General features: G+C 70.5%; 11 protein-coding genes. 8 read left to right on the top strand and 3 right to left on the bottom strand.

Annotated elements, in window-relative coordinates; all coding sequences use genetic code 11:
• Positions 1-57 precede the first annotated feature (57 nt).
• Positions 58-420, bottom strand: coding sequence for a dihydroneopterin aldolase (gene folB / locus BLV01_RS24460; RefSeq protein WP_091806477.1), 363 nt, complete (start codon positions 418-420; stop codon positions 58-60).
• A 241-nt stretch (positions 421-661) separates the two neighbouring features.
• On the bottom strand, positions 662-1,684 hold the full coding sequence (tsaD, locus tag BLV01_RS24465) for a tRNA (adenosine(37)-N6)-threonylcarbamoyltransferase complex transferase subunit TsaD (RefSeq protein WP_091806480.1): 1,023 nt from the start codon (positions 1,682-1,684) through the stop codon (positions 662-664).
• Positions 1,685-1,855: 171 nt separating this feature from the next.
• On the opposite strand from tsaD, the gene rpsU reads away from it, so the two are divergent.
• The 4 genes from rpsU to dnaG all read left to right on the top strand — a co-directional run bounded on the left by rpsU (position 1,856) and on the right by dnaG (position 6,007).
• On the top strand, positions 1,856-2,071 hold the full coding sequence (gene rpsU / locus BLV01_RS24470) for a 30S ribosomal protein S21 (protein ID WP_031371286.1): 216 nt from the start codon (positions 1,856-1,858) through the stop codon (positions 2,069-2,071).
• Positions 2,072-2,276: 205 nt separating this feature from the next.
• On the top strand, positions 2,277-2,723 hold the full coding sequence (locus BLV01_RS24475) for a GatB/YqeY domain-containing protein (protein WP_091806483.1): 447 nt from the start codon (positions 2,277-2,279) through the stop codon (positions 2,721-2,723).
• Positions 2,724-3,064: 341 nt separating this feature from the next.
• Positions 3,065-4,141 carry a YihY/virulence factor BrkB family protein gene (locus BLV01_RS24480; protein WP_254782772.1) on the top strand — a complete coding sequence of 359 codons (1,077 nt, stop codon included), beginning with the start codon at positions 3,065-3,067 and terminating at the stop codon, positions 4,139-4,141.
• Between the two features lie 111 nt (positions 4,142-4,252).
• Positions 4,253-6,007, top strand: coding sequence for a DNA primase (gene dnaG, locus BLV01_RS24485; RefSeq protein ID WP_091806486.1), 1,755 nt, complete (start codon positions 4,253-4,255; stop codon positions 6,005-6,007).
• Between the two features lie 407 nt (positions 6,008-6,414).
• Here the strand turns inward: dnaG and BLV01_RS24490 are convergent, their stop codons facing one another.
• Entirely contained in the window at positions 6,415-7,557 is a 1,143-nt protein-coding gene (locus BLV01_RS24490) for a dipeptidase (RefSeq protein WP_091806490.1), read from the bottom strand.
• A 383-nt stretch (positions 7,558-7,940) separates the two neighbouring features.
• Here BLV01_RS24490 and BLV01_RS24495 point away from each other — a divergent pair, with 383 nt between their 5' ends.
• From BLV01_RS24495 to BLV01_RS24510, 4 genes are all read left to right on the top strand, one after another.
• Positions 7,941-9,935, top strand: coding sequence for a S9 family peptidase (locus tag BLV01_RS24495; RefSeq protein WP_091806493.1), 1,995 nt, complete (start codon positions 7,941-7,943; stop codon positions 9,933-9,935).
• A 160-nt stretch (positions 9,936-10,095) separates the two neighbouring features.
• The gene (locus tag BLV01_RS24500) at positions 10,096-11,046 is read left to right on the top strand and encodes a DNA/RNA non-specific endonuclease (protein ID WP_091806496.1); all 951 of its coding nucleotides are present in this window, start codon (positions 10,096-10,098) and stop codon (positions 11,044-11,046) included.
• A 22-nt stretch (positions 11,047-11,068) separates the two neighbouring features.
• Positions 11,069-11,443: a hypothetical protein gene (locus BLV01_RS24505; protein ID WP_091806499.1), complete on the top strand. Its 375-nt coding sequence runs from the start codon at positions 11,069-11,071 to the stop codon at positions 11,441-11,443.
• Between the two features lie 271 nt (positions 11,444-11,714).
• Positions 11,715-12,713 (top strand): bile acid:sodium symporter family protein, encoded by a 999-nt coding sequence (locus BLV01_RS24510; protein ID WP_091806502.1) that lies wholly within the window; start codon positions 11,715-11,717, stop codon positions 12,711-12,713.
• Positions 12,714-13,314: the final 601 nt, after the last annotated feature.

Here is a 13,314-nt window from a genome sequence, read left to right on the forward strand (position 1 = left end):
GGGCGAATGCGGGAACCGGCGCGGCAGGCGGCGGCGCCTGCCGCCGCGCCGTGTTCGCTATGCCCGCGCCGCGGCCGTGCGCACGATGCGCACGCCGACGCCGCGCGCGTTGCGGATCGCACCGGGCTTGGTGAGCGTGAGCGCGACCTGGCGCACGCCGAATTCCTCGATCACGATCGCCGCGACCCGCTCGGCCAGGGTCTCGACCAGGCCGAAGCGCGATTCGGCGACGAACGCGGTGATGCGCGCGCACACCGCGGCATAGTCGAGGGTGTGCTCGATCGCATCGCTGGCGGCCGGCACGGTGTTGTCGAAGGCCATGTCCAGGTCGAACACCAGCGGCTGGCGGATCTCGCGTTCCCAGTCGTAGATGCCGATGACGGCCTCGATTTCCAGGCCTTCAATGAATACGTGGTCCATGAGCGGTGCGCGATGCCAGGCAGACGGCGATGCGGCGCAATGTACCTGAGCGCAGCGGCGCTTGTCGCGGCGCGACGGTGGCGGGAGTTGCGTCGCGGTCGCGGCGTCGCGGCCGCGGCTCGCGCCGCTCTTACAGTCCGATACGAAATCCGCCGCCCCTGTAGGAGCGGCGCGAGCCGCGACCGCGACACTGCGCAGACGACGAACGCCCCACCGCAGCGACGCTGCGCCACGACGCCGCTCAAACCGCGTTGAGCAACGCCATGTCCCACCGCGGCGTCACCGTCACCGCCGCATCCGCGCGCTGCCCCGCCTGCAGGCGCAGCGCGCCGGCGTAGGCGATCATCGCGCCGTTGTCGGTGCAGAACATCGGCCGCGGGAACGCGACCCGGCCGCCGCGCTTGGCGGCCATCGCCGCCAGCCTGGCGCGCAGGCGCTTGTTCGCGCCGACGCCGCCGGCCACCACCAGGGTGTCGCAGCCGGCCGCATCCAACGCGCGCTCGCATTTGATCGCCAACGTGTCGACCACCGCGTCCTCGAACCCGCGGGCGATGTCGGCGCGGGTCTTGTCGCTCTTGTCGCTGTTCTTCCAGGCCAGCAGCACCTGGGTCTTGAGGCCGCTGAAGCTGAAATCCAGGCCGGGCCGGTCGGTCATCGGGCGGGCGAACTTGAACGCGCCGGGCGTGCCGAGTTCGGCCTGCGCCGCGAGCTGCGGGCCGCCCGGGTACGGCAGGCCCATCAGCTTGGCGGTCTTGTCGAAGGCCTCGCCGGCGGCGTCGTCGAGGGTCTCGCCGAGCAGCCGGTACTGGCCGATGCGCTCGACCGCGACCAACTGGGTGTGCCCGCCGGAGACCAGCAGGGCCACGAACGGCGGCTCGGGCCGGCCGAGCGGGTCGTCCTCCATCAGCGGCGCCAGCAGGTGGCCTTCCATGTGGTGCACGCCGATCGCCGGCAGCTCCAGCGCCCAGGCCAGCGCGCGGGCGACGCCGGCGCCGACCAGCAGCGCACCGACCAGGCCGGGGCCGGCGGTGTAGGCCACCCCGTCCAGTTCGTCGGTGCGCAGGCCGGCCTCGGCCAGGGTCTGGCGGATCAAGGGCAGCAGCTTGCGCACGTGGTCGCGGCTGGCCAGCTCGGGCACGACGCCGCCGTACTCGGCGTGCAGGGCGATCTGGCTGTACAGGGCGTGCGCGCGCAGGCCGGTGTCGGTGTCGTAGACGGCGACCCCGGTCTCGTCGCAGCTGGTTTCGATACCCAGGACTTTCATCGCCGGGCGGCCTGCGGTCGGCCGCGGGGCACCGCGGGGGCTGCTGTAGCGGCCGATTTCTGGGAGAATGTCGCGTTCATACCGCCTATGTTGCACCTTCCGTCCGAGCACCGCTATAATGCGCGGCTCTTCTCCCGGCCTGCCCGGGCTGGTCCCTTAACGAGAAAACGTATGCCCAGCGTCAAAGTCCGCGAAAACGAGCCTTTCGAGTTTGCCCTGCGCCGCTTCAAGCGCACCTGCGAGAAGGCCGGCGTCCTGGCCGAGACCCGCAAGCGCGAGTTCTACGAAAAGCCGACGCAGGAACGCAAGCGCAAGGCCGCTGCCGCGGTGAAGCGCCAGGCCCGTCGCGCTTCGCGCGATGTGACCAAGCGCCAGCGCCTGTACTGATCGCGCTTTCCGCGCTGCACCGGCTTCGCGGCCGGCGCCTGCGAGGATCGATCGACCTTCGAGCCGGCTGCGCCTCGTGCGCTGCCGGCTCGTTGCGTTTGCGCTTCGGCGAACCGCGGCCTGAAGTGCGCAGCTGGTCCGGTTTTGCCGGGCCCGGCGCGCGGTCCGCGCCCGCCTCCCTTTTCCCCACTCCCGGATTCGTCCCATGAGCCTCAAGCAACGCCTCACCGACGATATGAAGGCCGCGATGAAGAGCGGCGACAAGCATTCCCTGGGCGTGATCCGCCTGATCAACGCCGCGATCAAGCAAAAGGAAGTCGACGAGCGCATCGAGCTCGACGACGCCGCCGTGATCGCCGTGCTCGACAAGATGGTCAAGCAGCGCCGCGACTCGATCACCCAGTACGAAGCCGCCCAGCGCGACGACCTGGCCCAGATCGAGCGCGACGAGATGGTGGTGATCGACCGCTACCTGCCGGCCAAGATGGGCGAGGCCGAGATCCTGGCCGTGCTCGACGCCACCATCGCCGAAGTCGGCGCGACCGGCCCGGCCGACCTGGGCAAGCTGATGGGCCCGCTCAAGGCCAAGCTCGGCGGCAAGGCCGACATGGGCCAGGTTTCGGCGCTGGCCAAGCAGCGGCTGGCGGGCTGAGATCGCCGCCGCGCCGAAGTCGGGCGCGGGCGTCGATCGGGTTTCGAAACACGCTGAGCCGGTGCGGCCTTGTGTCGCGCCGGCTTTTTTTGTTTGTGGAAGAGCCGGTTCGCGGCGGGTTGCGCGGTCGCGGCGGTGTCGCGGCCGCGGCTTGCGCCGCTCCTACCGGGGCTGCGGCGGGCTTCGCTTCCGACTGCAGGAGCGGCGCGCGCCGCGACCGCGACCGCGCAATCGCGACGAAACCGGGCCAGCCGCCATCGCCCGACTCTAACGCCACGCCAACACACGCCTAACCGGCTTGTCGGATACTGAACGCGACGCCGCCCGGTTCCGTTCGCCGCATGCCCTCGACCGATCCCCGCCGCCCCGACGACGCCCCGCCCCGCTCCGCCGCCGCGGACGCCGCTCGCCCGACCCCGGGCGCCGACGCGCAGGCGCTCGCGCGCGAGGACGCCGCGGCCGCCGAACCGTCGCCGGCCGCGCCGCCGCCCGGCGACGGCGGGCGCCCCGCCGCGACCGGGCTCGCCCACGACGCGATGCAGCGCGTCCACTCGCTGCAGGCGCGGCTGGAGCAGAGCTGGCCGGGCAAGTTCGTCCAGCGCTTCGTCGACTACGACATCCTCGCCCTGGCCGCGGCGCTGTCGTTCTACACCCTGCTGTCGCTGGCGCCGCTGGTGCTGATGGTGCTGTGGCTGAGCACCGCGCTGTATCCGTCGGCGCAGGAGGAGTTCTTCCGCCAGATGGGCCTGCTGGCCGGCAACGAGGTCGAGAACACCGCGCGGCTGATCGTCGCCAACGCCCAGCACCGGCCCGGCACCGGTTCGATGGCGGCGATGCTGGGCACGCTGGCGCTGCTGGTCGGCGCCTCGGCCGTGTTCGGCCAGTTGCAGGCCGCGCTCAACCGGGTGTTCCGCAGCGACGCCAAGCGCCTGGGCGGGCTGGCAGTGTGGCTGCGCAAGCGCCTGCTCTCGTTCGGCATGGTCATCAGCGTCGGCTTCCTGCTGGTGGTGTCGATGGCGGCGCAGGCGGCGCTGCAGCTGCTGATCGCCTACGTGCCGGACCTGCTGCCGGTGTTCGCCGCCGGGTTCTCGTTCCTTTTGTACGCGGCGGTGTTCGCGGCGATGTACCGCTGGCTGCCGGACCGGCCGGTGACGCGCCGGCGCGCGCTGTTCGGCGGCGCCCTGACCGCGGGCATGTTCATGCTCGGACGCAGCGCGATCGGCCTGTACCTGGGCCAGGCCAGCCTCGGCACCGCCTACGGGCCGGCCGGCGGGCTGGTGGTCATGCTGGTGTGGATGTACTACTGCGCGGTGGTGTTCCTGATCGGCGCGCTGATCACGGCGATGCTCGACGAGCATGCGCGGGTCCGCCGGCGGCTGGCCGACGAACGCGCGGCGGCGGGGTTGGCGGCGGGCTGAGCCGCGCCGGCGGCCAACCGCCCGCCGCGGTCGCGGCCGTTGCGCCCCGCCCATGGCATCCTAGTCGCCGCTCCGTTCCGAGACTGCGCCGCCCCGCCGGGCGGCTCCCGCATGGCCCGCATCCCCGACGCCTTCATCGACGACCTCCTCGCCCGCACCGACATCGTCGAGGTGATCGGCGCGCGCGTGCCGTTGAAGCGCCAAGGCAAGGAATACTCGGCGCGCTGCCCGTTCCACGACGAGCGTTCGCCCTCGTTCTGGGTCTCGCCGACCAAGCAGTTCTATCACTGCTTCGGCTGCGGCGCGCACGGCACCGCGATCAGCTTCCTGATGAACTACGACCGCCTCGAGTTCCTCGACGCGGTCGACGAGCTGGCCAAGCGCGTCGGCGTGGAAGTGCCGCGCGACACCCGCGCGCGCAACGAGAACTCAGACACCCAGGACCTGGTCCACGCGCTGGAAGCGGCGCAGCGTTTCTTCCTGCGCCAGTACGCGGGCAGCGGCAAGGCCCAGGGCTACCTGGACAACCGCGGCGTCAGCATCGACATCCGCGACCGCTTCGGCATCGGCTACGCGCCCGACGGCTTCAACGGCCTGCGCGACGCGCTCGGCACCGACGAGCGCCGGCTCAAGCTGCTCGACCGCGCCGGCCTGCTGTCGAAGAACGACAGCGGCCGGGTCTACGACAAGTTCCGCGACCGGGTGATGTTCCCGATCCACGACCGCCGCGGCCGGGTGATCGCGTTCGGCGGGCGCGTGCTCGACAAGGACGACGGCCCCAAGTACCTCAATTCGCCGGAAACCCCGCTGTTCCACAAGGGCCGCGAGTTGTACGGGCTGTGGCAGGTGCGCCAGACCCACAACAAGATCCCGCGGCTGATCGTGGTCGAGGGCTACATGGACGTGGTCGCGCTGTTCCAGCACGGCGTCGACACCGCGGTGGCCACGCTCGGCACCGCGACCACGCCCGACCACGCCGAGCTGCTGTTCCGCAACGCCGCCGACGTCTACTTCTGTTTCGACGGCGACCGCGCCGGCCGCGGCGCGGCGTGGAAGGCGGTGGAATCGGTGCTGCCGCGGATGAAGGACGGGCGCCAGGCGTTCTTCCTGTTCCTGCCCGACGGCGAGGATCCCGATTCGCTGGTGCGGCAGGAAGGCGCCGAAGGGTTCGACCGGCGTTTGCAGGAGGCGATGCCGCTGTCGCAGTTCCTGTTCGACAGCCTGTCCGCCGACGTCAACCTGCACACGCTCGAAGGCAAGGGCCGCCTGGCCGAACGCGCCAAGCCGCTGCTGGCGCAGATTCCCGAAGGCGCCTTCGCCGACTTGATGAAGCAGCGCCTGACCGAGCTGACCGGCGTCGGCGCGCGCGCGGCCTCGCCGCAGACCCACGTGCCGGCGCAGCGCGCCAGCGCCTCGCAGCGCGCGGCGGCGACGCCCAAGCGCTCGCTGGTGCGCAGCGCGATCGCCCTGCTGCTGCAGAAGCCGTCGCTGGCGGCGGCGTTGCAGCCGCTGGCCGGCTCCGAGCCGCCCAAGTACGCCTTCGAAGGCCTGAACCAGCCGGGCGTGGACCTGCTGGCGGCGATCGTCAAAGTGGTGCAGACGCGGCCGGAAATCACCACCGGCGCGCTGCTGGAGCATTTCGTCGGGCACGACCAGATCGGCGCGCTGCAGAAGCTCGCCAGCCAGAGCTTGCCCGGCAACGAGGACTACCTGCAGCGCGAGTTCCTCGACGCGGTCGGGCAGCTGGAAAAGCAGACCGTGGTGCAACGGCTGGACGAACTGCAGGCGCTGCAGCGCGAGTTCGGGCTGGGCGACGAGCAGAAGCGCGAGTTGCTGGCGTTGCTGCAACTGCGTGCGGCGACTTAGCGCGCGCCCACCGGTTTTTTCGTGGCGGCGCACGGCTGTAGGCGCTGCGCGACCGCGAAACCGCACCTGCGACGCAAGCGGCTATTCCGCGGTCGCAGCTTGCGCAGCTCCTACAGTCGGGCTTCGTGCATCGCGGCGACCCGAGGCCGCTACGGCCGCTGCCTGTAGGAGCGGCGCGAGCCGCGACCGCGAAACTGCGCCTGCGACGCAAGCGGCTACTCCGCAGTCGCAGCTTGCGCAGCTCCTACAGTCGGGCTTCGTGCATCGCGGCGACCCGAGGCCGCTAAGGCCGCTCCCTGTAGGAGCGGCGCGAGCCGCGACCGCGAAACCACGCCTGCGACGCAAGCGGCCATCCCGCGGTCGCAGCTTGCGCAGCGCCTACAACCCGGACTCCGGGGCGGCGCGCATCAACCCCACACCTCGGCCATGACCCGAGCGAAATTGCCGCCGAGGATCTTGCCGATCCGCGCGTCGCTGTGGCCGCGCGCGGACAGCAGCGCGGCCAGGGTCTCGAACCGGCGCGGGGCGTTGAGGCCTTCGACGTAGAGGTAGACGTCCTCGGCCTCGCCCGGCGCGGAAATGCCGAGCTTGCGCCGCTCGCGGATCGATTCGGCGTGGTCGCGCTTGTAGGCCTCGGTCAGCTTCACCGCCGAAACCAGGTTGTCGGTGCCGATCCCGACGTGGTCCTCGCCGCAGACCTGGATCGCGTGTTCGAGGTGGCGGATCACGTCGGCCGCGCCGGGCTGGCCGGTCTCGCGCAGGAACGGCATCAGGTAGATGCCGATCACGCCGCCGCGCTGCGCGCAGGCGCGCAGTTCGGCGTCGGTCTTGTTGCGCGGGCGCTCGACCAGGGCCGCGCAGCCGGTGTGGCTGATCAGCACCGGCGATTTCGAGGCGGCGATCGCCTCCAGCGCGGTGCGGCGGCCGCTGTGGGCCAGGTCGACCAGGATCCGGCGCTGGTTGAGCCGCTCGACCAGGCTGTGGCCGAACTTGCTCAGACCGGCGTCGCCGGGTTCCAGGCAGCCGTCGCCGGCGAGGTTGCGCACGTTGTAGGTCAGCTGCACGGTGCGCAGGCCGAGCCGGTGGTAGTCGTCGATGCGTTCGAGCTTCTCGCCGATCGGCGCGCTGTCCTGGAACTGGTAGACCACGCCGAGCTTCTTCTCGCGCCGCGCGCGTTCCAGGTCGGCGCCGCTGCGCACCGCCAGGAACACGTCGGGGCGGCGGGCGATCTCGTCCTCCCACGCGGCGATGTCGCGCACGGTGGCCTCGAACGCGCCCTCGTACTGGGCGACCGGGCCGACCGTGGTCTGCAGCACGCGCAGGCCGCTGGCGCGCGCGTCGGCGATGAGCTTGGGCGTCAGCGGATCGCCGACCTTGGCCTCGTCGTCGCCGAGGAAGCCGCAGGCGTCGACCACCATGGCCTCGGCGAACGGCGCCCAGCGCAGTTCGGCCGCGGCGGTGGCGGCGCGCAGCGGGCCGGCGGCGCCGGCGACGAGCGCGCCGGCGCCGGCCAACGCGGTCTGGATCAGGAAACTCCTGCGATCGGGCATTGCGATTCCCCTCATGGCGATATGGCTGCGGCCGCGCGCGCGGCGCGCGGCCGGATTCGGAAACAGGCGCCCGCAACGCGACCCCAGGACGGCGCAGCGGCGACGCACCGGCATCGCAACGCCCGGTGCCGCGGCCGCGGGACGGTTCGGGCCCATGCGAGCGCGCGTGCGTCGCGGACCGGCCGTTCGACCGAGCGTTCGACGCGCCGCGCGTTCGGGCACGATTGCAGACAACGCACTCTAGGCGTAACGGCGGCCGGCGCGCTGCGTGACTTTCGGGAGGGATCGCGGCCGCCGCGGCGCGCTAAGCTCGGGCTTCCTGCGTCGCGTCCGCGGCGCGCCCAGGCCTGCGCGCGGCGCACGGCCGCCCCGGGAGAACGCCGATGCCGTTGCGCCGAGTCCTGACCTCCACCTTGCTGGCGCTGGCCTGCGTCGGCGCCGCGCAGGCGCAGCCGGCCGCGGTCGAGCGCCTGCACCAGGGCAACCGCACCAGCGAGAACATCCCGCCGCTGCCGGCCCGGCTGATCGAAGACCTCAACCGCTACCAGAACACCCGCGGCGCCGGCTTCGCCGGCTGGACCCAGGACGGCTGCCTGCTGGTCTCCACCCGCTTCGCCGAAACCGCCCAGGCCCACCGCGTGTGCGAACCGCTGGGCATGCGCGAGCAACTCACCTTCTACCCCGAGCCGGTCAACAGCCTGACCGTCGCGCCCGGCGCCGCCGACGGCTTCGTGTTCGGCAAGGACGTCGGCGGCAACGAGTTCTGGCAGCTGCACTGGTTCGACCTGGCCACGCGCCAGACCCGCCTGCTCACCGACGGCAAGTCGCGCAACCAGGCGCCGCTGTTCGCCCACGACGGCAAGCAGTTCGCGTACAGCAGCACGCTGCGCAACGGCCGCGACACCGACGTGTGGGCGATGGACTTCCCCGACGGCAAGGCGCGCACGGTGGTGACCGAGGGCGGCCAGTGGAGCGCGCAGGACTTCTCGCCCGACGGCAAGCAGTTGCTGGTGCTCAAGTACGTCTCGGCCAGCGAGTCGTATCCGGGCCTGGTCGACCTGGCCAGCGGCAAGCTGACCCTGTTCCCGGTCGATGGCGGCAAGGCCTCGATCAGCGACTTCCGCTTCTCGCGCGACGGCCGCGCGGTGTATTACGTCTCCGACGAAACCCTCGGCGGCAAGCCGCAGGAATTCCGCACCCTGCGCCGGCACGAGCCGGCCAGCGGCAAGTTCGAGGTGCTCAGCGCGAAGATTCCCTGGGACGTCGACCAGATCGAACTGTCCGACGACGGCGCCCGCCTGCTCTACGTCAGCAACGAGGACGGCATCGGCAAGCTGCACGCGCTGTCGCTGCCGGGGCACGAGGAGATCGCGCTGCCGCCGTTGCCGGTCGGCGTGATCGGCCGCACCGCGTTCTCGCCCGACGGCCGCCGCATCGCCCTGTCGATCAACTCGGCGACCTCGCCCAGCGACGTCTACGTGATCGAACTCGACGCGCCCAAGCTGACCCGCTGGACCCGCAGCGAAGTCGGCGGCCTGGATTCGTCGAAGTTCGTCGCGCCGACGCTGGTGCGCTATCCCACCTTCGACAAGGTCGGCGGCAAGCCGCGCACGATCCCGGCGTTCTACTACAAGCCCGCCGGCGGCCCGCGCAAGATCGCGATGCCGGTGGTGATCCAGATCCACGGCGGCCCCGAAGCGCAGGCGCAGCCGACCTTCAACCCCACCGCGCAGTTCCTCGCCAACGAACTCGGCGTGGCGGTGCTGGTGCCGAACGTGCGCGGCTCGGCCGGCTACGGCCGCACCTACCTGGGCCTGGACAACGCCGAGAAGCGCGAGGACTCGGTCAAGGACATCGGCGCGCTGCTGGACTGGATCGCCAAACAGCCCGAACTCGATGCCAGCCGCGTCGGCGTGTACGGCGGCAGCTACGGCGGCTACATGGTGCTGGCCTCGCTGATGCACTACAGCGACCGCATCCGCGCCGGCGTCGACGTGGTCGGCATCTCCGACTTCACCACCTTCCTCAACAACACCGAGAGCTACCGCCGCGACCTGCGCCGCGCCGAGTACGGCGACGAGCGCATTCCGCAGATGAAGGCGGTGTTCGACCGCATCTCGCCGCTGAAGAACGCCGGCAAGATCCGCTCGCCGCTGTTCGTCGCGCAAGGCAAGAACGACCCGCGCGTGCCCTACACCGAGGCCGAGCAGATCGCCAAGGCAGTGCGCGGCAACGGCCAGCCGGTGTGGTTTCTGATGTTCGACGACGAGGGCCACGGCTTCCAGAAGAAGGCCAACTCGGATTACTTCGGCGCGGCGATGATGCAGTTCTGGCGGCAGCACCTGATCGCGCCCGGCTCGACCGTGGAGCAGTACTGAGGGCTGCGGACCCGAAAGCGGCGGCCCGGGGCTGGGGACAACCCTAGCCCGGCCGCCGGAAGTCATTGAAGCGAAACAATTCTCTGGGGTTTTCCCCACTGGGGACCGGGCGCTTTTCTGGCTAACTTGTTGTGCATCCAGCGCAGCGAGCAGGCACGTCATGAGCGACCCGATCCACGCCGGCCTCGGCGCCCGCCCGGCCCCGCAGCCGTCGCCCGCGGAGTGGCCCCGCCTCCTGCGCGACGCGCCCGCGCCGCTGGCGCGCGCGCAGGTCGATGCGCTCGACCGCGACGGCGTGCAGGCGCTGGGCGAGGAGGTCGGCGCGCTGCCGCTGGCCGAGCGCGAATCGCTGGCCAACGAACTGGCCGGCAAGCTCGACACGCCGCGACTGCAAAAACTCGAACCCGCGTTCGGCCGCGACACCATCGCCGAAGCGGTCGAACGCCGCGGCGGGCCGGAACTGCGCGAGGCCTACGCGGCGCTGCCGCGCGAAGACGGCCCGCTCGCCCGCTTCGTCGACGGAATCCAACGCGCGCTGGGCCTGTCCGGCGACGACGCGCCGATCGACCGCGCCGAGCCGGGCCAGACCCGCGAGATTTCCGCCAGCGTGACCAACCCCGACGGCGGCGAGATCAACGACGCCACCTGGACCATCGACGACCAAGGCCGCCCGGTCCATGCCGAAGGCACCTTGCGCACCGTGTTCAGCGAGATCGACCGCAGCGATGCGGAGACCGCCGCCCAACGCACCGCCGCCGACCGCGGCGTCGACGGCGACCAAGGCGGCCACCTGCTCGGCCACCGTTTCGTCACCGACCAGGGCCTGAAGAACCTGTTCCCGCAGAACGGCAACTTCAACATGGGCGCCTACAAGACCCTGGAGAACGAGTGGGCGGCGTGGATCGACAAGGGCATGGACGTGCGCGTGAGCATCGAGCTGAGCCCGCGCGAAGCCGACCGACCGGACCGGGTTCGCATTTCCTATGAGGTCCTGGACCCGGCCGACGGCCACAGGGTTTACGATCAGCGCGTGAGCTTCGACAACCGCGCCGGCCAACGCTACGACCGCATCGACACGGGCGAGATGGACGGCCTGATCGCGGCCAGCTGACCGCAAGGACCTCAAGCACGACATGAACAGAGACGAATTGCTCGGCGAAATCGCGCGCCTGATCGTCACCGATCCCAAGGCCGGCGAGCGTCCGTGGGACGGCTACGCGCTGATCGCCTGGTACGGCGACGGCATCAGCCGGCTCAACGGCTTCCGCTACGACAAGGGCCAGGCCGGCGAAGCGCTGACCCCGTCGGGCGTGCAGGTCGAGAACCGCCTGGAAGAACTGCGCCGGGTCACCCAGGTGCAGGGCAAGGCGCCGTGGCGGGTGTGCATCATCCGCATCAACCGCGAAGCGGCCGAAGTGGCGATCGACTTCGAGTACGAAGAGCCGGGCCAGTGGTACGTCACTCCCGACAGCGCCGCGCAGATCGCCGAGCGCGTGCGGCCGTGCTGAGCGGCTGAGCCGAGGAGGCCGAGCCTGCTCCTGTGGGAGGGCCTTCAGGCCCGACGCTCTTGTTCCCGGTCGCGGCGATCGGACAAAAGAGCGTCGGGCCTGAAGGCCCTCCCACCGATCGGGCGCCGCGACTTGGCGTAAAGGCATCGGGCCTGAAGCCCCCCACAGCACGCCTGCAGGCCCGGCCGCATCCGCCACGTCGCGCATGGCCGGCGCCGGGCGCAGCGTCCACAATGGCCGCAGCCGCGATTCCCGCACCACGAGGACCTCGATGAGCTGGCTCAAGCGACTGCGCGTGGACAGCTTCACCCTGGCCCTGCTGGCCACGGTCGCGCTGGCCTGGAAATTCCCGCTGCAGGGCGCGCCCGCGCAGTGGATGGACGACTTCACCGATCTCGCCATCGCCGCGCTGTTCTTCCTGCACGGCGCGCGCCTGTCGCGCGAAGCGATCCTCGCCGGCATGCTGCACTGGCGCCTGCACCTGGTGATCTTCGCCAGCACCTTCATCCTGTTCCCGTTGCTCGGCCTGGCGCTCAAGCCGCTGTCCGGGCACTTGCTCACGCCCGAGTTGTACCTGGGCCTGCTGTTCCTGTGCACCCTGCCCTCGACCGTGCAGTCCTCCATCGCCTTCACCTCGATGGCCGGCGGCAACGTCCCGGCGGCGGTGTGCAGCGCCTCGGCGTCGAGCCTGCTCGGCGTGTTCCTCACCCCGCTGCTGCTGAGCGCGCTGGCCGACGCCCACGGCGGCATGGCCGACCCGACCGAGGCGATCGGCAAGATCATGCTGCAGCTGCTGGTGCCGTTCGTGGCCGGCCACCTGCTGCGGCGCTGGATCGGTGGTTGGGTCGAGCGCCAGCGCGCGGTGCTGCGCTACACCGACCAGGGCACGGTGCTGCTGGTGGTCTACACCGCGTTCTCCGCATCGATGAACAGCGGCCTGTGGCAGAGCATGCCGGTGGCGGCGCTGTACGTGGTGATCGCGGTATGCGCGTTGCTGCTGGCGGTGGTGATGGTGGCGACCACGTTCGCCGCGCGCCGGCTGGGCTTCTCGCGCGAGGACGAAATCGCGATCGTGTTCTGCGGTTCGAAGAAGAGCCTGGCGACGGGCGTGCCGATGGCGAAGATCCTGTTCGCGACCGGCGCGCTCGGCGCGATCGTGCTGCCGGTGATGATCTTCCATCAAATCCAGCTGATCGTATGCGCGCAGTTGGCGCAGCGCTATGCGCGCAAGGCGCCGGCGCGGGCGGAGTTGGAGGAGGCGGCGGATTGAGCGGTTGGTGGCGGTGCGAAGCGGGGTTCGGCGTTCGCGGGAATCCGTAAGTCGTTGCCGTTGCCGTTGCCGTTGCCGTTGCCGTTGCCGCTGATTTTGCTCGCCCGTGAACTCACGCGCTGCCCTGCAGACCCGGAGGGCGCGCGCATGGATGCGCGCTTGCGCCGTAGGGGCAGGAAGCCCCTTACGGCGCATCCCCGCGCGCGGTGCTGGACTTAGTGGCTGGTGATTTTAGACAAGCGTTTTTCTTTGGTTACTTTCTTTTGGCGCGCTGCCAAAAGAAAGTAACTCGGCCGCTTGCGGACGAAAGCTCTTGATTGTCGCTTGTCGTCGCTCGTCAACGACGGCAGTGCAGTTGCGCATCCGACTGTAGGAGCGGCGCAAGCCGCGACCGCGACAATGCAACTACGACGAAACCTTCGCAATCGCTGCGATGGCGCGGTCGCGGCTTGCGCCGCTCCTACAGGGGGCGTGCCGCGGTGGGTTCGGGCTTTGCGTGTTCCTACGTGTGACGACAAGCGAACATCCAAAGCTTCCGTCCGCAAGCGGCCGGGTCACTTTCTTTGTCCAAAGCCACAAAGAAAGTAACCAAAGAAAAGGC

The organism is Lysobacter sp. yr284, assembly GCF_900107375.1.
Lineage (GTDB): Bacteria > Pseudomonadota > Gammaproteobacteria > Xanthomonadales > Xanthomonadaceae > Lysobacter.